This is a genomic window from Granulicella arctica, from assembly GCF_025685605.1.
Classification (GTDB): Bacteria; Acidobacteriota; Terriglobia; order Terriglobales; family Acidobacteriaceae; genus Edaphobacter; species Edaphobacter arcticus.
This window is the reverse complement of record NZ_JAGTUT010000001.1, coordinates 143395-167954: the sequence shown is the minus strand read 5'-3', so window position 1 is coordinate 167954 and position 24560 is coordinate 143395. Positions and strand designations below refer to the sequence as shown.

Here is a 24560-nt window from a genome sequence, read left to right as displayed (position 1 = left end):
CCCTGCCTGAGTTCACTCACGTCGCGTTCGCAATTCGATCCACAAAGTTCGATGACATACGCGAACTGCTACAGGTCGCCGAGGTGGTTTCCTGGCGGGAGAACCATAGTCACGGAAGGTCATTTTACTTCTTGGACCCTAATGGTCATTAGCTTGAGATCCACGCTTCTGACCTTCAGAGTCGGCTCAGAGACACGATTCAGAAGCCGCCAAAGGTCTGATCCTGTATTAATGAAGACAAGAGCCTTTATCGTAAGCGATCAGTGCCGCTGGCCAGCCGTCATCCGTTCGGTGTGCGGAGCCGCAGCGATCTCGCGCTAAGTTCTTAGACACGGGTCCAGCCTTGCGGATTGCGGAGTATTCGCGTTGATTCACGGAACTGTCTGCCAAGGGGAGCGTATAAGACACCTTGAGGGACGCGATGAATGCACGCACAGCACAGCAGTACGCGCGATGGATCGGGGTTCTTTATCTGATTACGATCGTGGCTGGCGGATGGGGCGAGTCACACGTGCCAGATACGCTTCTCCTCGCTAACGACTTGGCCGGGACCGCCCACAAAATGGCGAGTTCCGTGGGATTGTTTCGGACCAGTTTCGCGGCGTACCTTACCGAAGCTGCCTGCGACATCACTCTCAATGTGCTGCTTTATGCTTTGCTTCGACCCATCAACCGCAACTTGGCTTTACTTGCGGTGTGCTTCGGTCTGATGGGAACGGCCAGTTTTGCCGCAGGAGAGATGCTTTACTTCGCCGCCGCTCTACCGGCGGTGGATACCGATGTTGCCCGAGTGATATCTCCGGAGGCCCAAGCGACGCTCACCTATCTTTGCCTCACAGTCTACGGATACGGATTTGGCATTTTCGCGATGTTCTATGGCGTCGCGGCGGCGGTCCGCGGGTATTTGATTATGCGGTCTGGCTATCTGCCGCGCGCGCTAGGCGCGATTGTCATACTCGGCGGGGCCAGCTTCATCGCCAAAAACTTCTTCATTGTGGCCGCGCCGCGGCACGACTCTCCATTCATAATCATTCCTATGTTCTTTAGTTTGATTTCCATGTCGCTCTGGATGCTAATCAAGGGAATCGATCGCGCGCAATGGGATGCAACGCAGCCGGCACTTGCAACCTCTGAACACAAGCGATAAGCATGAGCCAAGGGCAGGAGTGATGCTGTGCAAGAAATTCATCCGCATGTCAAGGCGAGAATCGCTGGACTCATATACCTGATGGTCTTCCTCTCGGCGCCCAGCGGTGCTGCAGGCGCAACCCCTGTTAGGATGGTGATCAACCTGGCCTGCGACCTGGGCGTTGCTATCCTTCTTTATGACCTACTCAGACCGGTAAGTAAAACGGTATCTCTCCTGGCGGCGCTGTTCAGACTCATCTTTGTCCTCGTGATGGCCGTAAATTCGCTCAATTATTTCGGTGTGACGGAATGGGTTCAGCACAATCACTCTGCGGCGGCGTTCGATGCCGCTTATGGTATGGCTCTGGTGCCTTTCGGGATGAGTTGCATCCTGATCGGATGTCTAATTTTTAAATCAACATTTTTGCCACGTGTACTGGGTGTGTTGATGGTTTCGGCCGGTGCCGCTTACCTCATTTTCCTGTGGCCTAGGCTAGGAGGTCGCTTATTTATCCCGTGGATCGTGGTGCCTGCTGTTGTCGGTGAAGCATCTCTGACCCTTTGGCTCCTCATCATGGGTGTCAATAACGTTAGATGGAAGCAGCAGGATGATGTCGCACGGGAAACGCTGCCCCTAGGGATCTTTCAGGAGCGTAGAAGGGATATACGATGACGCACCGTTTTGACTCTAGGCTTGCCGGCTGCGCTTATCTCAGCTATGTCGTCTTCACCATGGCGAGCTCTATCCTCTACGGGAGAGCGACTGCGGGGGAAAGTGATTCGCAAGCGCTAGCGAATCTCTCACGCACGATCTCGCAAGCGCGCGTCACCGTCCTGCTAGACCTCTTACAAATTGTCTGTGCAGTGGTACTCGCCGTTACCTTGTATAGGCTGGTGAGTAGCGTAAATCCCACCATCGCCTTGCTAGCCATGTTCTTCCGGCTTGGGGAAGGTTTACTTGGCTTTCTGCCGCTACTTAGCAAGCTTGAACTGATGCGGCTCGCAACGGATCCTTCTGTGGCGTTTGCAAATGCATCAAGCGTTCTATTGCTTGCCAACGAAAACCTGCACCGACCCGACGACGGGTTCAGTCAATTCTGCTTTGTTGTTGGCGGCTTTATGTTCGCCTATCTGTTCCTGCGTGGAAGGTTGATCCCTCGGTGGCTTGGTTGGATTGGAGTGGTGACGATCGGGGCGCAGTTGATCTGCGTTCCCCTTCACATTGCCATGATCATTCCGGGATCCGTTGTTGACATGCTCTGGATGCCCATCCTCCTATATGAAATTCCCTTGGGGATTTGGCTCATCATGAGGGGCACTCCATGCGTATGCGCTCCCGTAGCCAGCGGAAAAAGCGATATTTGAGGCCAGTGCCGCCGCGCTACAACCGTTAGGACGGGCGTGGCGGAGATTCCACAACGACCTTACAAGTAAGTGAAGGAAGTAACCACAGGACCGCTGATGCGAACTTCTAGTCGCGATAAGTCGGCTTTTCGTCATTAATCTATCGCTGACGAAAAGCACATTTATCAAGACGAAGTATTTCGTTGTCCCAGACGCTCTAGCTACTTTGCGGCCAGCCCGGCCCTCAGGGCCTCTTCGGCGAAGCGTTTAGGCGAGCAGCCAGCGGCGCGAGTGAATGCGGTGCTGAATGCGCTAGCCGACTGAAACCCAATGGATAGTGCGATCTCGCCCACGCTGCGGGTAGTCCGAAGAAGTCGGTCCTTGGCAAGCGCGATGCGCCACCGCTGCAGGTACTCGATTGGTGAAATACCTACCACCTGATTGAAGCGTTGGCTGAAACCGGAGCGCGATATACCGCAGTATCGCGCCAGCGAGGCTACGGTCCAGGGCTGCGCTACCTTGGCGTGCATGGCCCTCAGCGCAAGGCCCACCACCGGGTCAGCCATGCCTGCAAGCAACCCCGTCTGCATGGGGTTCAGTCGCAGTGCCTCGCTGCGTAAAATCTCTACAAAGATCAGTTCCATGAGACGCGCTGTAACGAACTCACTGCCCAGCCCCGGCAATCTGGACTCCACTTCGTTCATCGAGAGCAGAGCACGCAACTGTCTCGAGGTCGGATCGCTCGAAGCGATATGCACCACCTGCGGCAGCAGCCCAAGCAGCAACTCCTGATTAGCGCTATCGAAAACAAACCGCCCTCCACGGAGAATCACAGGAAAATTCGTATCATCACCCAGCTTCATGGCTGTGTTTCCCGTGGCCGCCACAATATTTTCGCTATCCTCGGGTTCCACAGCCAGGTCAGAAGCCAGCACGAATGGTGTGGATGTTCGCACCAGCGCGAAATCGTCCGTACTCAGCCGGAGCGGTTGCATCGCCGGACTCACAAGGTGACACTCCCCACTTTGCACCCAGCAGAAGAGCACGTCATCTCTCTGGCGGAACGAAACGCCCCAGCGGCCTCCCGCATCAATGCGAGACCAAAGGGCGGCCTGCGGCCGCAACAGCTGAATGAGGTCAAGAAAAGGATCCATGTTGAATTGGACTATTGATAAAGCAATCTGGCTTCCTCATTATCGACGTTTGGCCTGCAGCAGCCTATCGTCGCCTAAGTGAGTGGTTTCCCACACTCAACAGGGAAGTACCAGGAGATTGCAATGACAGAAGAAAACATGCAGCAACTTTGGAAAAATTATCAGGACGCCTGGGCCGATATCTCTCTCGCCGAGCGGCAGCGTCTGATTCGCGCGAGCGTGGCCGAGGATGTCGTCTTCACCAATCCAAGCACCAAGGGACAAGGCCTCCAGAATCTACTGACAAACATCGGGGAGTTTCAAACACAGTTCCCGGGCGCCTACTTTCGAAGCAATCGGCTGCTGGAACAGCATGGCCAACTGCTCTCGGAGTGGACGATGTTCAACAAGGATGGTTCTGAGTTTCTGACAGCACATAGCTATGCCTGCTTCAATGACGAGGAACGCCTTACCTACCTGGGTGGGTTCTGGAAGCTCTAAGAATGGCAGCGCTGAGTAACAGCGAACGAGCCTGGCTCTGGCCGGCTCGTTCTCCTTTGCGGTGCGACAAAGGTATCGAGAATCAGTGGATGCCTTGTATCTGAAGCCTTGTCTCGATCACAAACGAGAAATTGGCTTGTCGTCAGTAAGTTGGCTGAGAAGCGCGTTTGAGTGCCGTCCGAAACTACGGCTTAACCGGGGAACCGGACCAAACAATATGGCATCACCCGAGTCCGAGGGCCGCGAGGGCAGTATCAATTGGATCGCCAAAGCCCGAGTAGTAGACATCCCTCACCGCGCATTGCGGTACCTGCGGTTGAATAAAAAGCGGAACAACAAGTCTCTCGGCGGTCTCGAATATTGGGAAGAAGTTTGAGTGATCGAGGTTCTTGTCACCTGTCCGGCCACAGAGCACGGACCCCATCAGACCGAGTCGGGTCACTCCTCGCTCGAGCTCGCAAATCCTGAAAAGCGTGTGGAGTACTTCGCTATCATAACGGCGAAGAGATCGTTGGTACGCCGGGGCAGAGCCACGCTCTCCTCCGGCTCAAGGTTGTGCAGCGCTGGCGTGGTCACGGACAGCACGTGGATGTCGACACCGCTCTTATCCTTCAACGCTAGTCGCTGCTCTCCCAGGTCGTTGACTCGCTCGTCGATCTCCCTACGATCGAGCCCGCCTGTGCCCTCTTGTCCGATTACAGATGTTGCCCTGGCCGCCCGGATTTCCGTAGTTAGGAAATGCTCTTCAATCGCGATCGGCTTTATCATTGTTGTCTCCTTATCGATTGCCCGCGCTTTGGAAATGCTGGATGGATTCAATTCGATCGGCTTATTGTTCTACAGCGACCGATTCCGAAAGTTGGGTGCGTAGTTTGTTGTGAAGTGCATAGGATGCGAGGAGCAGAAGGAAAAATGCGAACGGTATCGGAGCATGGGCCAAGTCACCCACGAACAAGTGGGACGCTGTTGCTCCAAGAAATAGAATGGTGAATCCGGCGTAGGCCCACTCCCCGAGTCGTTGTGAGCGCTCTAGGAGAAGGACAACGGCTCCGGCGAGCTTTGCTGCTCCAAGAATCTTCATCAGGTAAAGAGGGTAGCCGAGCGTTTGATACGCATCTACCGTACTCTGAGGACCATTCGTGAATAGTTCCGGAAGGCCCGAAAGTGCCGTTGGCAAGAGGACAATAAGGGTAATCACCCAATAGAGAACCTTAGTTCGCTTTGACATGTTCATGTGTGCTCCTTTCGCAGCGCTGAAGCTGCTCCAGCCGTTTCCAGTCGAGGATCGATCTAACTTGATTGTTTGCGTGCAGCATAGATTGTGGCAAAGGCAATAAGGCTTAAGGCAAGTACGTCGACGACGACTTGAGCCGGGATCCCCAATAGATACGCGCTAGGACCGTCGAACTCTGGATCCATAAATGCCGTGCCTGGGTACACAATGGCCAATGCCTGGGTCACCCAATAGAGTGCGGCAAACGAGGTCGTGGCAGTCAAGGTCAAAGCTTTATCCTGTGTCCTAACGCTTGCGAAATAAATCGTCAGAGCGCCGAGGAAAATTGAGAACATTAGGGTCTGACCGTCGTGAAACTTTGCATGTGGCGGCCATCGGGGATCAAGAAGATGGGTCCGGCTGTAGTCGGCTACGTGAGCACCAACCACGAGGTAGACACTGACGAAATAAAAAACGACACGACTGATGAGTGGTAAGCGCATGAGTGCAGCTCCTGAGAAAATTTATAGTGCTCTAAGGGAAGCCTGGCAGCACCGTTTGTACCAACCAGCAATAACGGTACTAGTTGGTACCGTATCATTGGATGAGAGTTTCTGAAAAAGGGTGCACGTCGCACCTATCGTTGAATGGATATATGCCGAGACCAAAATCGACCGGACTCCCGAAGGAAGAAGTAGAACGGCTGCTTCACACGCGACTACTGGATGTAGCTTCAGAGGTGTTCTTAGAGCTGGGCTACGAAGCAGCCAGCACTGCCGTGATAGCAGCTCGTTCGCACTCCTCCAAACGAGCTTTGTACTCACGGTTCCCGAGCAAGGAAGATCTGTTCTTGGCGGTCATCGACTATCGAACATCGAAGATTGCGGACAAGGTGACCGTGCTGTTCCAGAATGGCCAATCCATTCGACCATTGCTCTCACAAATCGCCACAGAGCTTCTTGGCGTACTTCTGAGCGATGAACATGTCGCTCTCATGCGCCTGGTGTACACGCAGGCCCTTCAATTTCCAAAGGCTGCTCAATACTTGACGGAACGAGGTCCGGATCGCGGCATTGTGAATCTTGCCGCGCACCTCAAGAAGCAGATGAGCAGTGGCACTCTCGTTGCGGGGGACGCTCTCTTGGCCGCGCAACAATTCGCTGGTCTCCTAATAGGCGACTTGATACACCGAGCTATGCTCGGAATTGCCGTCCCTCGATCTCAAAAGCTCCTCGACGCAAGGGCGACATCAGCCGTGGATGCCTTTCTGAAGATCTACGGGAAGGCGTAACGATCTCTTAGGAATGTGTTTTGACTTTGGCGAGTGTGAACCCATCAGACGACTTTGTACTTCGCCTTCGTAGAGATGATGTAAGCCGACCGAGGGCTTCAGCCTTGCGTTACGACCAGTGTCAATTGCTGTTGTGCGCTCAATGCCTGTCTCCGTCGACACAAAAATTATTTTCTTGCGAGGTTGAGTCGTCAGTAATCCGTAAGTGATACAAGCGAGCTTCTGATCAGTGACGGCTTTCTTCTTCGCAAACTGTCTTGTCCAGCGACTCGTCGATTCGAAGAAGTTCTCTGAGTAGGATTCCGCCAGGCAGTCCAGCTTTGCCAAAGAGGCGGTTTTGTACCTCGATCACCTTCGGAAACGCCTCCTGTAGGGCTTGCAATCCGCTGCTCGTGACTTCCACTCGCTTTGCGCGTGTATCCGACTTGCTTGTCTTCCTAAACACCATCTTCTTCGCCTCTAAAGCTTTCAGTGTCTGAGAAACTTGCATAGGATGTATGCCCGCGGAACGGGCCAGTTCGACCTGAGTGACGGGCTGGTCTTCACGACCGAACCACGCAACCAGAGCTAGTGTGATGAACTGCAGATTAGTGAGGTTGATGAGAGTAAGACCGCGGTCAACTTCGCGTTGATAGCGCGCACCGATTCGCCACAGGACGAATCCAACGGCATTCTCAGGCGCACCAAGAGATACCTCTTTGAACATCTTCCGGATAGCTTTCGCATCGTCTTTCACTCCTTTATGTTAGAGCGAAATATCATTTTCATGCATCCTTTTAATAAACATGTTTATCTTATTTACCGTGGCCGAAGACAGGGGGAATGCCCTAGCCTGCGGAACGATAGATGAACAGCAGCCTAAAGGAGGCACAACAGATGGCAGACACCAAGCTCGACATTGCATTTTGGGATTACGATCGGACCCGCCCGTTGGTTGATGGCACAGTCAAGATCGATGGCGTTGATGGGAAGTTTCACAGCGCGCCGATCGTCACAGAGATCTTCCGAGGCATGATTGCCGACGGCTCTTTTGATGTCTCGGAGCTTGGATTCACTTACTTTCTGCGCACGTTCAAGAACGGAGAATCACCTTTCGTTGCGATTCCCGTCTTTCCGAATCGTGCTTTTCGGCACTCTGCCATCTTCATCAATAAAGCCAGTGGTATTGAGACGCCTCAAGACTTAAACGGCAAGACGATTGGTGAACTTGCGCTGTATGGCCACGATGCCGGCATCATGCCTAAGGGCATGTTGATGCACGAGTTCGGGTTCAAGCCAGAGACCTGCAAATGGGTCATCGGCGGTTTGGACTGGCCGCTCAAGCCCATCGACTTCGTTCCACACACTCATTCCGCCAACGTTCAGGTCACTGATATTGCGAAAGGCAAAGAATTGGGCGCAATGCTGGAAGCAGGCGAGATCGATGCACTGATCTCGGCAGATGTGCCTAAATGCATGCTCGAACATTCGCCAAAGGTCGGCAGGCTGTTTCCCAACTTCAGGGAGGTGGAGAGCGACTACTACAAGCACACTGGCATCTTCCCGATCATGCACACGGTGGTGGTCCGCCGCGACCTGTTGGCGAAGCACCCTGAGCTGTCGCAGTTCATCTACAAAGGTTTTTGCGATGCAAAGAAGACCGCCCAAGAGAAGTACAAGCATGGGTTGATCTTCAACAGCATGGGAACGATGTTCCCGTGGTTCAGTCAGTTGGTCGAAGAGGATTTGGCTGTCCTGGGCGAGGACTGGTGGCCGTACGGTATCGAGGCAAACCGGAAGTCCATCGACGCGGTGCTCCGCTATCACCATGAACAAGGGATCACAGATCGCCTCTTCAAAATCGAGGACATCTTTCTACCAGAGTTCCTGACAACCTAAGCTGTTCCATACCTATCCGCGAATGAAATCTTAGGAGGAGGTAATCGATGAAGATCATCGGACTTGAGGAGCACTTCGCGATATCCGAGATCATGGATGCATGGAAGAATGTCGATCCTCGCTGGCGTGATCTTGCGCTCAAAGCTTCTGAGATGACAGGGAGTCACTCTTTGCTCACGCGGGCATCGGATGGCATTTTGAGACGGGCATCCAGATCATCCGGTTGGTTCTTGCTGGTGTCTTCGATCGATTTCCCGATCTGTAAATCATTAGAGGTCATTGGGGCGAGGTGGTGCTGTTCTATCTCGACCGCATCGACATGTTGAGTAGCGCCGCAAAGCTGCCTCGCAAAATCTCTGGGTACGTCCAGCAGAACGTCTACGTAACGGCCAGCGGCATCTTCAGCCAGCGATATCTGCAATGGGCGCTGGAGGTTCTCGGTCCCGGTCGCATTCTGTTTGCGACAGATTGTCCGTTCGGGCAGGCGCTGTAAGGCGCCGCTCGTAAATTCTTGGAAGCTGCGCAGCTTGATGATATAGACCGCGCAAAAATTGCTTCGACAAACTGGCAGTTGCTACGCGACCAGATCCGTCGCTGAAGCTAAGCAAGCGGATTGGCACAACCGATTGCTTCTGGCACGCCTTGGATCAATTTTTGCCGAAGTTTACATTTCTCTCCCGAAGCGCCTCTTCCGTACTCGGCACAAACATTTTCAGCCCAAAGTTGACAGCATTCGCCTGAACGTCTTCAACGAAGGGACGCAAGCTGTCGTTGTACTCCTGAAAGGCCTCCTCAAAATCCTCAGGATATTTCTGGAACGCGTCAGCCAGCGCGGTTGCTCCGACAATCGCCAGCGACCCTCCCATCCCCGCTGCAGGTGAAGCGCAATAACCAGCATCGCCTACCAGGGCAACTCGTCCTTTGGTCCAGGAGGGCATCCGGATCTGGCACATCTTGTCGAAGTAGAACCCTCTACAGCGGCTCACTTCCTCCAGCAGCTCGCGTGTGCGCCAGCCTTCGCCGCTGAAGTGCTGGAGGATGATGCGTCTCTGTTCGTCCTCATCGCGATAACTGTATGGAATTTCCTTTTCAGAGTGGAAGCAGAAGATGATATCCGTCTTGTTGTTATAGGCATTCAGCATTACGACCTTGCCCGGGACGTTGTACATCTGTGCTGTGTCTTCTTCGATCAGAAGTTTGTTGACGATGCTAATTGAAGAGTAGTTCTGAAGAAAATAGGAGTAGGCAGACTCTTCACCGAAGCACATCCGTCTGACGCTGGAGTGATTGCCATCGCAGCCAAACAAGAGAGAGAAGGATTGTTGTTTTCCGCTCTTGAAGGTAATGGCGACCTCGTGTGCGGATTCATCGACACGCGCGATACTGTCATTGAAAAGGAACTCGACATCAGCGTTCACCTCGTCAAACATCATTTGGAGAAGGGTGTCTCTTTCAATTTCATATTCTGGATTCGATTCTTGCGCATCGCTGGCCTGAGCTGTCATCCTCGCGATGCACTGTCCTTCGATATCCAGGAAATCTACCGTCTTCGCCTTCAGACTACTGCGTTGAATTCGCTCCAGTAGCCCCATGCGCTTCACGACGTCCACCGTAACTTCCTTGATATCGACAGGCGTTCCTCCCATCTTCAGGCCTTTTGCAATCTCGACGACCGTCACCTTATACCCGAGTCGATTCATCCAAAAAGCTGTAGCAAGCCCAGCGAAACTTGCTCCAGACACGAGGACACTCAAATGCCGACGTTCGTTTTCTCCGGTGATGTCAGTTTCTAGTGCGGTGTTAATTTCCATCATGATCACCTCTTGTTTTTAGACTGAGTCTATTTATATACCTTGTACAATAAGAACACCAAACGATGGTGACAACGCCTCCAGATCGCCGCACTCGTAAGCGCCTCGCCACGCGGCAGAGGATTTCGGATGTTGCTTCACGTCTTTTCGTCGAGCGCGGATTTGATCAAGTGACCGTAGACCAGATCGCCGATGCGGCGGACGTAGCGAGGATGACAGTCTTCAATCACTTTTCCCGCAAAGAAGACATGTTCTTCGATCTCGACGAGGAAGGCCGCGAAGATTTGCTCGCGGCGTTGCAGAAAAGAGACGCTGAAACTTCTCCCATCGAAGCCTTGCGCCTGTTCGCCCACTGGGCTATTGCCGAACAGCGCCCTTACATCTGCTTCTTCGAAGGCGGGAGCGAACGATTCATGGAGACAATCCGATCCAGCGAAGCGCTCAAGGCTCGCGCCAGAGCCATACGCGACGAACTGACGGGTATGCTAACTATCGCGTTGGCGAAAGCTGCAGATCGTCGGCAACCCGATCCTGCCGCCAACCTGGCGGCTACGCTGCTCGTGGCCACTTGGGAGGTAGCCTTCCTCGAAGCACATCGAGTCTTCCATCAGAGCCGGGATATCAAGAAGGCGAATAAGGCCTTTCTCGCAATTGTTGACCAGGGCACCCGAGGTTTGAACGCCGCCGTGGAAGGCTCCCCCTATTCATGAAGACATGGGACTGAGCACGGGCCAGCATCACTACGTTGGCTTGAGGAAGCAAAGAGTGGTTTCGATGCGAGTGTCTTCTCCTGAACTCTGATAGAGAAGCGGCCTCTGTCGAGCATCGCAGGAGTTGTTTTTTGGGCACCGCACAGCCCAACAGGCATTGGACCAGAACGAAGAAGACCACCTCTTGGGTCGTCTCTGTAACTTTAGTTTCTTACAGTGTTTATGGCTCCTGAGGTAGGACTCGAACCTACAACCCTTCGGTTAACAGCCGAATGCTCTGCCATTGAGCTACTCAGGAGTGTTTGTGGATTGCGCTGGCGCGCATGTGCTCCTCATCCTTTATAGCAAAGGTTGGGGGCAGGGTCAAAGTGTGCTGGATTGCCTGAGGTTTTGGAGGGCGAGGCGAAGACTGTGAGCGCTGAGGTTTGGACCTGTTTCGGCTACAAATATTCCGAATAGATCTAAGTGCGTTGACTTATTTTATTTTTCTGAAGTCCAAGGTCTAACAAAACAGGCCACTTAGGTCTGGACCTATCGCTCTCGAGTCCAGGCGGTCAGGGCTGGGCGTTCGCAAGGCTACCCTCTGGGAGATCGAGGATTGTCAAGTTGTTGGACTTTGTCTCAGCGCTGCGACGATACGCCAATTCTCACGAAGGCTTTGAGGGTTGCACAGCGTTCGTTGGGGTGAACCGGGCGAATAGTGTAACGGCCCACTGCGGCGGGGATGATGAAGGTTTCTGCGTAATGGACTGTGAATGGCTGAAATGCATTAGAAGGACTTTCGACCACAGCTTCGGAACCCTCGACCAGGTTGAGGACATTTACGTTTCCCCAGGTGTCGTGCTCTGCGGGCTCCGTAAACCAGTGGCGGCGCGTCTCGATGAACTCGCGCTCGTGCAGGCCGGTGCGCTCCTCCTGCCAACCCGGGCCGGACGTTATCGGTTCGATGACGTTGACGAGTTCGCAGTGCACGTACGCTTCGTCTCGATCCCACTGGATATTCTTGAGGCCGTGATCGAGGTGGACTGGCCGGGGGCGGCCGTCGAGGCCGAGGCGCTCCCAGTCGAAGAGCTTGAAGGTGAAGATGTAGGGGGTGGCGCTGATCTCGAGGACCATGCTATTCGCGCCGGAGCAGTGGGGGGTGCCTGCGGGAATGAGGAAATGGTCGTGCTTCTTTGCTTCGATCCTGTTGGCGTATTGATCCACCGGAAACGAGGTTCCGGTGTCTTGCGCGTGTGCGAGGTCTGAGGCCATCTGGATCGGGTCGATGTTGGGTCGCAAGCCTAGATAAACGACTGCATCGTCGCCGGCATCGAGGAGATAGTAGCTCTCATCCTGGGTGTAGGCCATGCCGAAGTTCGATTGGATGTACTCCGTGAGCGGATGCACCTGGAAGGAGAGATTGCCTCCGCCCATGGTGTCGAGCAGGTCGAAGCGAATGGGGAAGTCGAGGCCGAAGCGAGCGTGGACGGCAGGACCCATGAGGGCGTCGGGCTGGAAGAAAACGAGGTCGATTGCGGGGAGTTGAAAGCGGCGGTCGCCGAAGCTGAGGATCAGGCTGTTCTCCTCGGGGACGCAGTCGAAGCACCATGCGTAGTTCGGGGCTTCGGGGGGCAGGTCGAATTTTTCTTTCATCCACTGGCCGCCCCATGGGCCGGGGTCGAAGAAGGGAACCAGGCGTAGTGGGGAGTGGACGGCACGAGCGAGTGTGGCACGGAAGGTAATGCCTGAGATCATGGCGGGCTGATCTGGAGAGTTGGTGTCGAGGACCCAGTCTGCGCGCGGTAGAAGCTGCAGTTTGAGACGGTCGGCGGCTCGCCAGTCGAGGAAGAAGGCTCGTTTGTACTTGTCGCCTGCGCGGTCGCTTAAGTTGCCCAAGCCGAGGTTGCCGATCAGATTCTTGCGCTGTCTTAGTTGTAACTCCCATCGTGCCATGTCTGCGTAGATGAAGCAGTCGCGGTTGGGTGCGAGGAGTGTTGCACCTGTGCCGATGACGAGTATGACGCCTTCGCTTTGGGCGATGAGGGCTTGATGGGACTGGAACAGAGCCTCGTCGAAGAAGTCGGCGATGACGGCACCGCTCATCCTGCCGAAGACCGGGTCGGTGGTGAGATCGCGTGCGAAGAGGGCCTGTAGTGCTGCGGGGCTTCTGTATGCTTCGCTGGCCCGGATGACGATTGCCGGTTTCAGGCGACTGACGATCTCGCGCTCGATCTCATCTTCGAAGGCGCCGGGATAGCACTCGATGCAGAGGATGTAGCGCCCAGCAGTCTGTTGGAGTGTGAGGCGCGATGTTACCTCATTCCAGCAAGAGGCACATTCGTTCGAGCTGAGACCGGAGTCGAAGTAGGGATGCTTATCGTAGTTTGACGTCACGCGTTTCCTTTGAGGAACTCTTGCAGGAGTGGGACTGCCGCATACAGGGCTGCATCGTTGCCTAGCGATGCCGGGGAAAGAGTTACTGGACCGGAGGGTGCCCAGGCGTGTTGATGCACGTACTGCCTGAGTGGGGGAAGGATCTGGGTGGCGCTTTTCATGACGCCTCCTCCGAAGATTACAAGCTCGGGCCCGTAGGCATGGATGAGGCCTACGGTGCCGACGGACCAGACATGGATGCAGTGTGCGGCGATGCTCTGCGCGATCGTGTCACCCTCGCTCGCCAAGTCGAAGAGGAGTTCGAAGTTGAGGTGAGGATGATCGAAGAGGGAACTGGCCTCGATGCCGGGCCAGTCGCGGATGATGAGGGGCAGCGCCCACGAGGAGGCTTCGGCCTCCATGCAGCCGATGGCTCCGCAGGTGCAGGGCCTGCCGTGGAGGGAAACGGGGATGTGGCCGCCGAGGTTGCCACCCTGCGCCTGACGTGTGCGGAAGGGCTTGCCGCCGACGAGCAGGGCGGACCCGATGCCGGTGCCGAAGGTGAGCATGAGGACGTCGGCGATGCCTTGGGCGGCTCCGCAGTAATGCTCGCCGATGAGGGCGGCACGGGCGTCGTTTTCTACGGCGAGTAGGAGATCGAAGGTGGTGCGGGACCATGCCTGCAGATCGAGTTCGGTGGCGTCGGGATACTTGTCGTTGCAGGAGACGATCTTGCCGCGACGAAAGTCTACGAGGCTTGGAAGACTGAGTGAGAGGCCGATGCAGTCCGTAGTTCGCGTGGAACAGGAGGCTAGTAGATCGGTGACGGCAGTCTGAAGTTGGGGCAGGAGGGAGGCTAGACCGTGGGTGGCCTTGATCTCGATGTGGGTGGTCGCGAGCAGCGTGTCGTTGGCGACGATTGCTATAGACGCATGCGTGCCGCCGAGGTCGATGGCGATGGCTTTGGTCATGGCTAGCTGCCTGCTCGTGCGAAGAGGAAGACTGCCAGGGTCAACAGGGTGATGCCTGCGATCTGGAAGCGGAAGGGACGCGCGCTCGTGGTGCGCCACTCACCGGTGACCCATCCGAGAAGGCTTGCGAGGATGACGATCAGAGACATGAAGATGGGCCATCCAAGGACGGGGCCGAGGCTGCCGAGATAGAAGTTCGCCATGCCGAAGAGTAAGGAACTTCCGAACCAGAGGATCGCCATGAGGACGCATAGAAGCCAGTAGGAGGAGGTGCTGGTCTCTGCAAATTTGCGAGCAGTGCTGCGGCGTTGGAGCAGGAAGATGCAGTAAAGAATATTGGGGACTGCGCCGCCGATGAGGAGTGGCAACCAGACGGCGTTCAACTGCCAGTAGGGTTGGCTGCCGTGCGCCGCGGCCATGGCGATCAACGGGCTGGCGAAGGAGATGCCGAGATTCATGAAGCTCGCACAGAGGCCGCTGATGCAGGCGAGCAGGAGTCCTCGGGCGAATGATGGTGTTGTTGAACCAGCTACGAGTTGGCCCGCCTCCTTCTCGCGCAGCCTGCCTGCGATGGCGCAGAGGACCATGCCGAGCGAGACGACGGCAACGCCGCACCAGACGTAGAGGCCGATGCGGGTGAGCAGGAGGTCGGGGTGCAGCCGAACGAAGGGGACGACGGTGCCGACCGCGGCAGAGATGCCGAGGACGAGTGAGAAGGTTAGGGCTATGCCGATGGCGGAGACGCTGAGGCCGAAGAGGACCTGGGCTACTCCCCATGCTGCACCGAAGAGGACGACGCGAAGGAGGGTTGCGGGGTCGACGGTTTTGTATCCAGCGAATAAATGCGGGACTGTATATATAGCTGCGAGGAAGGGAAGGGCGATGAGGGCCGTGCCCGACCAGACGAGCCAGATGTTCTCCCACTGCCAGTGGGGCATGCGCTTCATGGGGAGGGTGAAGCTTGCGTTCATCACTGCGGCTAGGAGGATGAGCAAGCCTCCTGTGGCGAGGCTGCTCATGCCCGCTCGACGCGGAGGGTGGTTAGCTCCCAACCGGCTATGGGGATATCGCCTTCGAGGGGGTGGAGCGGCTCCTCGGCTAGATTGCTCTCCCATGTTTTGCCGATGGCAGGGGAGGACCAGGTGAGTTTGGCTCGTCGTGATTCGCCGGATGCACCGAAGAGGCGGACGATCCATGCTTTGCCGTCGTTGCTTGGTTTGAGCGCAAGGACGAGGATGTCTGCGGGTTCTACCTTCAACAGCGAGGGCTTTGCGAGAGCTTCGTTGGATGATGGTGCTGCGATCAGCGGCTGCGAGAGGCCAATGGCGAAGCGGCTGGAGGCATCGGCGCTCCACTCACCGTGCGGACAAAGGGCGTAGCGGAACTCGACCGGACCTTCCTGGTAGGCGCGATAGTTGGTGCCCCAGTGATTGTTCATGACCCAGGAGTAGAAGCTCTGGGTTGGCTCGATGTGCTTGCGCCAGATGCTCGGGTCTTTCTGCGAGCCGAGCATGGTTGCAGTGATGCCGCCGATCTCGACCAACGGCGCATCGAGGGTGGCCCAGGTGACGCCCTGGGTTGGGCTCGAGACGTCGACCCAGCGGCCGACGGGGAGCCAGTTCTTGCAGGAGCCGGGAAGCTGGTCAAGCTCAGGCCGCATGTCCGCGAGGGCGATGTCCATCGTCATCTTGCCGTCGGGAACGGAGAAGGGGAAGGCGAATTGAACGCTCTCCTTGGAGCCATGCTGGGCAAACTCGCTGCCCTGATCACCCTTGCCCGGGTGCGGGTTGAGCGCGGCACGCTTCTTGTCGACGATGTTGCTGAGTTCGAGGTGGCTGGAGCCTGCCGCGAGGCGAACGCGCCGGGTGAGCTTGTTGCAACCGGGGGCGGCGGACTCGATGCGCAGGGTGGCGACGAGAGGGCCGTGATCTTCGATGGTGATGGTGGGGGTGGCGCTGCGCTCGATGTTGGCGAGGTCCTTACCGGCGAGGAAGAGGTATTCGTTGGCGGCGCTGTTGTTGCTGCGGTCGATGAGGTTTTGCGAACTGCCGTGCAGGTGGAGGTCAATGATGTTGCCGGTTTTGGGGTCGATCCTGGCGCGGAGGAGTTTGTTTTGGAGGGTGTTGTCGTGGATCGTTACGGCAGACTCTGCGGTGTGGGGTTTCTTTGCGGAGAGGGTGTAGCGGGATGAGCCGAAGGCGGGTACGTCGGCTACCAGAATGGCTAGCTCTCCGGTCGACAGTCGCTGCGAGGGAATTGGATGGCCGGTATGGTCGGCGACGTGATCGCCCAGGGACGATTGCTCTTTGGAGAGGAGGACTACTTCAGATCGATTCCACGATGTCGCGTTGTGGATGTCGATTGAGGCGGTCGATGGTGTCGGGGGAAGCGCTAGCCTCAAGAGCTCAAGTGACTTCTTCTCGGCCTGCACGGCGAATGCGCGCTTGTAGTCCCACTGCTTCGTGGTGAACGGATTCTCGGAGTCGGAGACGCTGCACCATGCGCCCCAGGTGTGTTCGGAGTAGAGCAGCACGTCCCGCCAGGCATCGTTGTAGGTCGCTGGAACGTAGGCTGCGGGGGAGGTCATCGCGGTGAGTGCGGCTGCTTGTGTGAGGCGGTCGGCGGCGACACGACTCATGCTGGTCTCGAGCGCGGATGAACCGGCACCGTCCTCCCAATACGGGGTCAGGTCGCCCTTGTATTGGGGGAGCTGATTGCCATAGCGCTCCTCGAAGGCGGCAAAGGCGGTGGTTGTGGAGGCGATGACGAAGTGCGGCCACTCATACTTTTCGTTCCAGGATTTTACGAACTCGCTTAGCTCCGGGTCGGGTTCGGCGTTGTCTCCGTGGCCTGACCAGCGGGCGCAGGAGATGTCGTAGGGATAGTTCACATCGTCCATGCGCTGCTGATAGCTGCCGACCCAATCTGTTCCAAGCTTCATGACGTGCGACATGGCATAGCCGGTCCATGGAACCCATACGAGGACCTTATCTTTGCCCGAGGGGGAGACCCACCAGAAGGGCTTGTCCTGCCATGTGACCATGAAGGTGCCGATGCGGTCGAAGTAGTTCGGCGCGGCGGAGAAGTAGCGGATGCCGGCCTGGGCCATCGCCGTGGTGGTTCCCCAGGAGAAGCCGGGTACGTCGCTCATCATGGCGGAGTTGACCTTGGTTCCGCACTCTGCGCCCAACTCTGTTCCGTAGCGGAAGAGCTGTGCAAGTTCTTCGGGACGGCAGAGGCCTGTCAGTTCGTTGGCGTAAGAGCCGTTCAGGCCGATCCATCCCTTGCGTACCGCTTCGATCAGCTCTGCCTTTTCTTTTGGGGAACGCCGCTTCATGTAGAGGTCGGCGCCCCACAGTACCTCGAGGTTCCATACGAAGCGCGAGCCCTCCGGGTAGTCGGCGGTCTTGCGGGCCAGCGCGATGCCGCGCGTGATGTTCTGCATCTGCTTCTCTTCGACATCCGCCTGCAGATCGGTGTAGCCGAGGTCGTGATGAGAGTGCGGCAGGAGGTATACCTGCATCTTCCGGACGGGTTTCAGTTCAACCGTGTCCGTCTGGACCTTGCCGCCTATGTCGAGGGTGACGACAGACTGCCGATTGGCGGTGACCGCTGCGACGAAGATGTCGAAGCGATTGCTTCCGCTCTGTACCGGGCGTCGCTCCAGCTCCACGCCATCCACGTTGATCACAGCAGTTGCGTTCGCTCCGGAGTGCTCAAACACAAGCTCTATGGGCTGCACGGACCTGCCATTCCGGCGCGCGAGGCCGCGTATGGGGGTTGCGAGCGCCGCTTTGGTCTCTGGCACTACGGCAGCGTTCGCCGATTGCCAGGCACCATTCGAGCAAAATGCGCCCCCTGCAGCCATCGTCAGATTCTTGAGTAGGTCTCGGCGTCTCACACATCTCCTTCGCAAACTTGCCGGGCTTCGCAAACGTTTGCATAAACAGGATAATGTTTACGCTCTTTGAGCAGTGATCGTCAAGTTCCCCGCAATCGGATCGAAAATACCTTACTGCATGCTGGCAAGCGTCTCGCCGAGCAGGATGCTTTCGATGGAGCCGCGATCCGTCTCGTTTGCCTCCGGATGATTTTGCTGATGTACAAAGCAATCCAGATTTCCGCGCATGATCAGAAATGGCTCCAACGAAACCCTGGGTGGCGGGACGATGCCGGTTGAAAGGTACTTATAAAGAAGGCTGAAGGCAATGCGTCCATGACTGTAAGGACGCTCGTAAAAGGTTCCCGCGACTGTGCCAAGACGGATCTGTGGGACGACCTCCCGAAAGAGGTTCGTGCTGAAGATAGTGAGCTTCCCGAGCAATCCAGCGTCTTCGACTGCGCGCAACGCTGGAGCACCGTTTCCGGTACTGATGTAAAGCCCACCTAGATCCCGGTGTTGGTTGAGGAACGCCAAAGTCCTCTCGTAAGCCTCACTCTCCGATTCATGGTTCTCAATCGGGTCGTAGAGCAGCGTGTCGGCTCGGTTGCGCTGAACGCAACGCTCGAAGGAGCTGAACTTCTCTTGATGGTCGGTCACCTTCAGGTCTCCCGTGGTGACCGCAAGCGAGCCGTGGGCGGGAAGCAATCTGCTCATGAGTTCCCCTGCCAGCGCTCCGCAGGAGACAGCGTTGACGCAGACGGTGGAGAGCTTCTGTTCGCTTGGGGCGTCGGTCAGGAGACAAACGACTGGTACCTTCATGCTGGCGGCCCGCGCAAAGCTGTTTTTCAGGGACGCGGGCGCACCAGGAACGAGAATGACTCCATCCACACCGGCATCGAGAGCCCCTTCGAAGGCCTCTGCCTCTCCTTCGCCCAGACGCGGAAACGTAAAGTCGACCAGCTCCACGCCCATCGCCAGGAAGGGTTCAGCCTCATCACGGATACCCTTCCGTACGAGATCGTAGACCGAGAGGATCTCCTGCGGCGTATTGACCGCAATTCGCAGGGTCCTACCCGAGACGAGGGAGCGGGCTGCCAGATTTGGGCGGTAGCCGAGGTCCGCGGACGCGGCAAGAACACGAGCCTTCGTCTCGGCGCTCAGGCCAGAGTGATCCTGTAATGCTCGGCTGACCGTAGAGATGGAGAGCCCGAGTTTCGATGCGATATCGCCGAGCGTCACTCCTGTCTTCAAGCCCATGGAATGGATGATAGACGCGAACCCTCCTACAGGCTGAGCGCAGCTAGCCTTTACACGCTGACGCACAACGAATGGGGCTATGTTAGAAACGCATGACTCCGAGCGCAAAGTTGAAGATTCGTTGGTGAAACCTCCAAATTTATGTTTATTTCTGACGATATCGGTCTTCTGACAACAAGGTTGCATGGGCATCTGCAACTTTAGGTTGACATTCGTTAGTGGGGACAATTACATTAGGTCCCGCTGGAATCGTTTCCAATTATCGTCACTGAAAACACGGAACGATCCGTAGAGATCGGTTTATTTATTTCTTTGGAGGCACGTCATGCAACAACCTATTACCCGCACCCGCCCAGGTGTGAAAACGACCTTGACCGCAGGATGCAGGCACACGATTTACGGTGTTCTTTTCGCATTTTGTCTTCTTTTTGTTGCGGCTCTGCCCTCCTTCGGGCAGGCGTCGAGCGGAGTCACCGGCACGGTCACAGACTCGAGCGGCTCGATCATTCCCGGGGCGAGCGTCAGCGTTAAGAACATCAGCACCGGACAGACCGCCACCACCGTTACCAGCTCCGCTGGAACTTACGCCACGCGTGGTCTTCTGCCTGGCCGCTACACCATTACGGTGGTCTCCGCCGGGTTCAGCAAGGCTGTACGCGATCAGGTCAACGTTGAAGTCAGTACAGACGCGACGATCGACATCACACTTGCCGCTGGCGGTTCCGACACGACGATCGAGGTGACCTCGCCGCTGATCGCTCTGAACACGACCCAGCCGGAGCTTGGAACGACGATTGAACCAGAGGTCGTAAGCGCGCTTCCGACCCAGGTGAGCGGTGGTCGCGGACGTCAGATCGACAGCTTCATCTTCCTCGCACCGGGCGTACAGGGAAGCACCTTCTCTCACCGTATTAACGGTGGCGTCGACTTCCAAAACGAGATTGTCTTCAACGGTATTCCTGCCCCCCAGGCAGAGACCGAGGGCTACCAGACGGGCATCAATCCTCCGTTTGAGTTGGTCAACCAGTTCCGCGTTGAGCGTTCGACCTTCTCCGCGCAATATGGCTTGGCACAGGGCGCTACGACGTACCAGATGGCATCCGGGACCAACGCTTTTCATGGCGATGCTTTCTACATCAACCGCAATGAGTTCTTCGATGCCAAGGGTTACTTCAACTCAACCACCCCTGTCAGCCGAGAGAACAACTACGGCTTTACCATTGCCGGTCCAGTGATCATCCCCGGTATCTACAACGGTAAGAACCGTACGTTCTTCCACTTCTCACTTGATTATGGAAAGACTGCGACGTCGAACAACAACATTGGTAGTGTTCCGACCGCACTTGAGAAGACCGGTGATTTCTCTGACTTCGTCGATGCCAGCGGTAAGTTGATTCCCATCTACGATCCCCTGACGGGCAATCCGTTCCCGAATAATAAGATTCCCGCGTCTCGCTTCAGCACGCTGTCTACCTCCATTCTTCCCTCAATTCCGGACCCGGATCGTCCTGGTCTCTCAAGCAATAAGACCGCGGTACCGAATGCGTTTCCAGAAGTCGCGCATGTGTTCGGCTTCGTTGTGGATCACAACATCACACCTACGCAGTCGATCCACTACACTCAGTGGCGCAATTCGTATGTCTCACAGGGTTTCGACAATGACCCGATTGTGCCGATTACAAACATTCTCCAGAGTGTGAAGAACAACCCTGCTCTCGGTTCTGTTTTCCTGCTCAACTACACCAATGCGGTTACCCCCAAGCTGGTGGCGACTGCAGGTTTCGGTTGGATCGGCGAAATCGGCAACCAGTTCAACGTAAAACGTAACAACCCTTTTGCTGGTGTTGTTGCCAGCCCGATCAGTGATGTGTTTCCGAACATTACATTTGATGGTCAGTATCAGCCGACAAACTATGGCACCTCAAGCGGATGGGTCCAGTCGATCAACCGCAAGTTGGGCGTTGCGATCGTAAACAACTGGCTTTGGTCGAAGGGCCGTCACACGATCAACATCGGCGGCGAATTCCGACGCACCTACCAGGATGACAACGAGTGCCAGGCTTGCTCGGCACAGATCAACTTCAGCCATGCCACAACGGCTTCACCTGTTGGCAAAGTCAAGAACCCAGACGGCTCAGACGCCTTTGCTTCCACCGGAAGTTCATTCGCCAGCTTCCTCCTTGGCCAAGTTGATAGCGCAGACCGCATCTTCGCGAACGAACTGAAGCTGCGCAATCTGTCGATCTCGCCGTACATCCAGGACGACATCAAGGTCACGCCGAAGTTGACGGTGAACGTCGGTCTTCGCTGGGACATCATGCGGCCCTTCACCGAGGATAAGAACCAGATTGTCTTCCTCAACCAGACTGGCCTGAACGCAGCGGCAGGAAATCTGCCAGGTGTGGCTACCCAGTTCGGTAGCTGCCCAGCATGCGCCGGTATCACTCACGCGGATATCCACTACAAGCACTTTGGTCCTCGTTTCGGCTTTGCATATGCCGTCAGCGACAAGACGGTCATTCAGGCCGGCTACAGCCTTGCATTCCTGAATGGTGGCGCGTACGAGTATGGAACCAGCAAGGTTGCTACCAGCTACGGCAACCTGCTCCAGGGGTCATTCAACAGCAACAGCACCGGTACCAATACACCGTCGTATGGCGAGTGGGACAATCATCCTATTCCCGCGCCGGCAAATGGTGTGCTGAGCCCGGCTCTTGGTCTCGGTACAACGATCCGCGCCTTCGATCCGAAGCAGAGCGGACTTGCTCCCTATGTGCAGCAGTGGAACATCAACGTTCAGCACCAGTTGCCATGGAACACCTTTCTGCAGGTTGCCTATCTTGGAAACAAGGCGGTTCACCTGAACGGGCAACTCAATCCGCTCAGCCAGCCTAACCCGTCCATCCTGGCTTTGGGTGGCACCGTGCTGAAGTCGCTGGTAGGTTCGCCGACCGCGATCGCTGCAGGGGTCAGTGCTCCTTACGCCAACTACAACAATGATCTTGGCGGTTCGGCCACTGTCGCTCACACCCTCTCACCCTTCCCGCAATACTCGAATGTCTATAACAACTTCGATCTGAGCGGAGCGGCTAGCTACAGCGGTCTCCAGGCCAGCCTTGAGAAGCGCTTCTCGAACGGTCTTTCGTTCCTCACCTCGTACACCCTGTCGAAGAGCATGTCGAACGTCGACAGTGGTTTCACAACCTTCGCTGCGCTGCCAGAGAACAAGTACAACCAGAAGGCTGAGTGGACGGTTGCCGGCAACGACATCCGCAACAACACAAAGCTTGCTGGAACCTACGAACTCCCGCTCGGCCCAGGGAAGAAGTTTGTCAACAACAAGGGAGTTGCCGGGCAGATCATTGGTGGCCTCCAGATCGGCTTCATTCTGTCCTACCAGACAGGAACGCCGTTTGGTATCTCTGAGAACGACAACCCACTCGGCTGCGCAGGTTGCTTCAATCGTCCAAACGAAGTATCAGGTACGGCTCGCTCCACCAAGGGCTACGGCAACCTGGTCTTCGTCAATGGCCAGAGCGCACAGACTGTCTTTTCCACCGGCGCATTTGCCAGCACCAGCCAGTCGTACACGCTTGGTAACGCGGTTCGCAACTACAGCGAATTGCGCAACCCCGGCATCTACGACGAAGATGTCAATGCTCGCAAGAAGTTCGCTCTCGGAGAGAAGGTCACCTTCGTTCTCCAGATGGACTACTTCAATATCCTCAACCGCACCTACTTTGAGAATCCAAACTCGAACATCGACAACACGTCGAACTACGGCTTGGTTCCTTCCGGTCAACAGAACAATCCGCGTCAGGGTCAGATCAGCGGTCGTCTCACCTTCTAGGCTGTTCCATGGTTGAACCTGCCGGACTGCGATACTCTCGCAGTCCGGTTTCTTTTTGCGGCTGCTCACTCCTATACTGGGTCACGATGAAGCTTTTAGCGAAGATTCTCCTCTGCGGCTTTTCCATCTACAGCACCGGCCCGCTGGCAGCGCAGCAGGCGATCTCGCCGGAGGTGCAGACGCTGTACGAGCACGCTCGGGGAGCACAGGCAGCGGATCAAACCGACGCGGCAATCGCGGACTACCTGAAGATTCTTCGTCTCGATCCAAAGCTCGGAGCAGCCTACAACAATCTAGGCCGTCTTTATTACAACGAAGGGCGTTACTCCGATGCGATTCCGGTGCTTGTACGCGGCTTGAAGATCGACCCGTCGATGCACCCGGCAGAGATTATCCTGGGAGCCAGCTACTTTCAAACGGGTGTCTACGATAAGGCCGTGTCATCGCTTGAGGCCGCGTTACGAGCGTTGCCGGACGACCGCTTCGCCAGAATCACGCTCGTCCATAGCCTGATTCAGCAGAACAGCAATGACGCGGCGATTCAGCAGCTTCACAAGCTTACGGCGATCGACCCGAAGGATCAGGAAGCCTGGTATCTACTCGGTAAGTTGCAGCTCCAGCTCTCGCAGGATGCCTTCGCACGTGTCCATTCGATCGACCCGGACTCGCCGCTTTCGCACGTGCTTTCCGGCGAGATCATGGACAGCATGAAGAATACGGCCGGCTCGATAGCCGAGTACAAGAGGGCTCTTGAACTTGCGCCGAACGACCCCTCTGCAATGGAACATCTTGCCGATGTGTACTGGCACGATGGGGAGTGGAACGAAGCACGGGATAGCTTTCAGGCGATCCTCAAGCAGGGCGGATCGAACTGCCTCGTCCAGTGGAAGCTGGCAAATTCGATGGATGAGCTTAACGAGTCGGCACCGGAGGCTCTGAAGTATGCGGATGTGGCACTCGCCACGTGTCCAACCCTGGGGCAGGCGCGCGTGGAACGCGCACGCATTCTCCTGCGCCTCGGCAAACCTGCAGATGCGCTACCCGACCTGCTTACCGCAGAGAAGACCGCACCGGATGAACCATCGATCCAGATCCTCTTAGCAAAGGTCTACCGGGCTTTGGGCAATCCAACCGAGGCAGCTGCAGCGGACGCAAAGTTCAAACAACTCCTGCAGGCCGAGCATGCCGGGCAGGAGAAGCATGCGGCAGACGTGATCCGGGCAAATCCGTAAGGG

At 56.2% G+C, this 24560-nt stretch carries 21 protein-coding genes, 1 tRNA gene and 1 pseudogene; 11 read left to right on the top strand and 12 right to left on the bottom strand.

Annotated features, from left to right (window positions below; genetic code table 11):
* The first annotated feature begins 421 nt into the window (after positions 1 to 421).
* From OHL20_RS00685 to OHL20_RS00675, 3 genes are read left to right on the top strand one after another with little or no spacing between them, the layout of a single operon-like run.
* The gene (locus tag OHL20_RS00685) at positions 422 to 1147 is read left to right on the top strand and encodes a DUF4386 domain-containing protein (protein ID WP_263381296.1); all 726 of its coding nucleotides are present in this window, start codon (positions 422 to 424) and stop codon (positions 1145 to 1147) included.
* A gap of 27 nt (positions 1148 to 1174) precedes the next feature.
* Positions 1175 to 1801, top strand: a complete 627-nt coding sequence (locus OHL20_RS00680) for a DUF4386 domain-containing protein (protein ID WP_263381295.1) — start codon at positions 1175 to 1177, stop codon at positions 1799 to 1801.
* Complete coding sequence (locus OHL20_RS00675) at positions 1798 to 2493, top strand: DUF4386 domain-containing protein (RefSeq protein ID WP_263381294.1); 696 nt, start codon at positions 1798 to 1800, stop codon at positions 2491 to 2493. The genes OHL20_RS00680 and OHL20_RS00675 overlap by 4 nt, the downstream gene beginning before the upstream one ends.
* 200 nt (positions 2494 to 2693) lie before the next feature.
* On the opposite strand, the gene OHL20_RS00670 is transcribed toward OHL20_RS00675, so the two are convergent.
* The gene (locus tag OHL20_RS00670; protein WP_263381293.1) at positions 2694 to 3626 is read right to left on the bottom strand and encodes an AraC family transcriptional regulator; all 933 of its coding nucleotides are present in this window, start codon (positions 3624 to 3626) and stop codon (positions 2694 to 2696) included.
* A gap of 123 nt (positions 3627 to 3749) precedes the next feature.
* Between OHL20_RS00670 and OHL20_RS00665 the strand changes: the two genes are divergently transcribed.
* Positions 3750 to 4106: a hypothetical protein gene (locus tag OHL20_RS00665; RefSeq protein WP_263381292.1), complete on the top strand. Its 357-nt coding sequence runs from the start codon at positions 3750 to 3752 to the stop codon at positions 4104 to 4106.
* A gap of 438 nt (positions 4107 to 4544) precedes the next feature.
* On the opposite strand, the gene OHL20_RS00660 is transcribed toward OHL20_RS00665, so the two are convergent.
* The 3 genes from OHL20_RS00660 to OHL20_RS00650 all read right to left on the bottom strand — a co-directional run bounded on the left by OHL20_RS00660 (position 4545) and on the right by OHL20_RS00650 (position 5822).
* On the bottom strand, positions 4545 to 4874 hold the full coding sequence (locus OHL20_RS00660; RefSeq protein ID WP_263381291.1) for an amidohydrolase family protein: 330 nt from the start codon (positions 4872 to 4874) through the stop codon (positions 4545 to 4547).
* Positions 4875 to 4935: 61 nt separating this feature from the next.
* The gene (locus OHL20_RS00655; RefSeq protein WP_263381290.1) at positions 4936 to 5334 is read right to left on the bottom strand and encodes a DoxX family protein; all 399 of its coding nucleotides are present in this window, start codon (positions 5332 to 5334) and stop codon (positions 4936 to 4938) included.
* Positions 5335 to 5396: 62 nt separating this feature from the next.
* A complete protein-coding gene (locus OHL20_RS00650; protein WP_263381289.1) occupies positions 5397 to 5822 on the bottom strand; it encodes a DUF6640 family protein in 426 nt (141 codons plus the stop codon).
* A 152-nt stretch (positions 5823 to 5974) separates the two neighbouring features.
* On the opposite strand from OHL20_RS00650, the gene OHL20_RS00645 reads away from it, so the two are divergent.
* Complete coding sequence (locus OHL20_RS00645; protein ID WP_263381288.1) at positions 5975 to 6610, top strand: TetR/AcrR family transcriptional regulator; 636 nt, start codon at positions 5975 to 5977, stop codon at positions 6608 to 6610.
* A gap of 226 nt (positions 6611 to 6836) precedes the next feature.
* Here OHL20_RS00645 and OHL20_RS00640 read toward each other — a convergent pair whose 3' ends face one another.
* Complete coding sequence (locus OHL20_RS00640) at positions 6837 to 7316, bottom strand: MarR family winged helix-turn-helix transcriptional regulator (protein ID WP_263381287.1); 480 nt, start codon at positions 7314 to 7316, stop codon at positions 6837 to 6839.
* Between the two features lie 170 nt (positions 7317 to 7486).
* On the opposite strand from OHL20_RS00640, the gene OHL20_RS00635 reads away from it, so the two are divergent.
* Together OHL20_RS00635 and OHL20_RS00630 are read left to right on the top strand one after the other, a co-directional pair.
* The gene (locus OHL20_RS00635) at positions 7487 to 8488 is read left to right on the top strand and encodes a substrate-binding domain-containing protein (protein ID WP_263381286.1); all 1002 of its coding nucleotides are present in this window, start codon (positions 7487 to 7489) and stop codon (positions 8486 to 8488) included.
* A 292-nt stretch (positions 8489 to 8780) separates the two neighbouring features.
* Positions 8781 to 8981, top strand: a complete 201-nt coding sequence (locus OHL20_RS00630) for an amidohydrolase (protein ID WP_263381285.1) — start codon at positions 8781 to 8783, stop codon at positions 8979 to 8981.
* A gap of 154 nt (positions 8982 to 9135) precedes the next feature.
* On the opposite strand, the gene OHL20_RS00625 is transcribed toward OHL20_RS00630, so the two are convergent.
* The gene (locus OHL20_RS00625; RefSeq protein ID WP_263381284.1) at positions 9136 to 10302 is read right to left on the bottom strand and encodes an FAD-dependent monooxygenase; all 1167 of its coding nucleotides are present in this window, start codon (positions 10300 to 10302) and stop codon (positions 9136 to 9138) included.
* 62 nt (positions 10303 to 10364) lie between these two features.
* Between OHL20_RS00625 and OHL20_RS25110 the strand changes: the two are divergent.
* A pseudogene (locus OHL20_RS25110) lies at positions 10365 to 10544 on the top strand (TetR/AcrR family transcriptional regulator); the annotation flags it as partial.
* 3 nt (positions 10545 to 10547) lie between these two features.
* The gene (locus OHL20_RS00620) at positions 10548 to 11009 is read left to right on the top strand and encodes a hypothetical protein (protein WP_263381283.1); all 462 of its coding nucleotides are present in this window, start codon (positions 10548 to 10550) and stop codon (positions 11007 to 11009) included.
* A 223-nt stretch (positions 11010 to 11232) separates the two neighbouring features.
* On the opposite strand, the gene OHL20_RS00615 is transcribed toward OHL20_RS00620, so the two are convergent.
* From OHL20_RS00615 to OHL20_RS00590, 6 genes are all read right to left on the bottom strand, one after another.
* Positions 11233 to 11307: transfer RNA gene (locus OHL20_RS00615), tRNA-Asn, on the bottom strand.
* 323 nt (positions 11308 to 11630) lie between these two features.
* Positions 11631 to 13385 carry a class I mannose-6-phosphate isomerase gene (locus tag OHL20_RS00610; protein WP_263381282.1) on the bottom strand — a complete coding sequence of 585 codons (1755 nt, stop codon included), beginning with the start codon at positions 13383 to 13385 and terminating at the stop codon, positions 11631 to 11633.
* Positions 13382 to 14335, bottom strand: coding sequence for an ROK family protein (locus OHL20_RS00605; protein WP_263381281.1), 954 nt, complete (start codon positions 14333 to 14335; stop codon positions 13382 to 13384). The genes OHL20_RS00610 and OHL20_RS00605 overlap by 4 nt, the downstream gene beginning before the upstream one ends.
* A gap of 2 nt (positions 14336 to 14337) precedes the next feature.
* Positions 14338 to 15354 (bottom strand): L-rhamnose/proton symporter RhaT, encoded by a 1017-nt coding sequence (locus tag OHL20_RS00600; RefSeq protein ID WP_263381280.1) that lies wholly within the window; start codon positions 15352 to 15354, stop codon positions 14338 to 14340.
* Positions 15351 to 18236 (bottom strand): glycoside hydrolase family 38 N-terminal domain-containing protein, encoded by a 2886-nt coding sequence (locus tag OHL20_RS00595; RefSeq protein WP_263381279.1) that lies wholly within the window; start codon positions 18234 to 18236, stop codon positions 15351 to 15353. The genes OHL20_RS00600 and OHL20_RS00595 overlap by 4 nt, the downstream gene beginning before the upstream one ends.
* 111 nt (positions 18237 to 18347) lie before the next feature.
* Positions 18348 to 19475 (bottom strand): LacI family DNA-binding transcriptional regulator, encoded by a 1128-nt coding sequence (locus OHL20_RS00590; protein ID WP_263381278.1) that lies wholly within the window; start codon positions 19473 to 19475, stop codon positions 18348 to 18350.
* A gap of 325 nt (positions 19476 to 19800) precedes the next feature.
* On the opposite strand from OHL20_RS00590, the gene OHL20_RS00585 reads away from it, so the two are divergent.
* Positions 19801 to 23325, top strand: a complete 3525-nt coding sequence (locus OHL20_RS00585; RefSeq protein ID WP_263381277.1) for a TonB-dependent receptor — start codon at positions 19801 to 19803, stop codon at positions 23323 to 23325.
* Positions 23326 to 23411: 86 nt separating this feature from the next.
* A complete protein-coding gene (locus OHL20_RS00580; protein WP_263381276.1) occupies positions 23412 to 24557 on the top strand; it encodes a tetratricopeptide repeat protein in 1146 nt (381 codons plus the stop codon).
* Positions 24558 to 24560 lie beyond the last annotated feature (3 nt).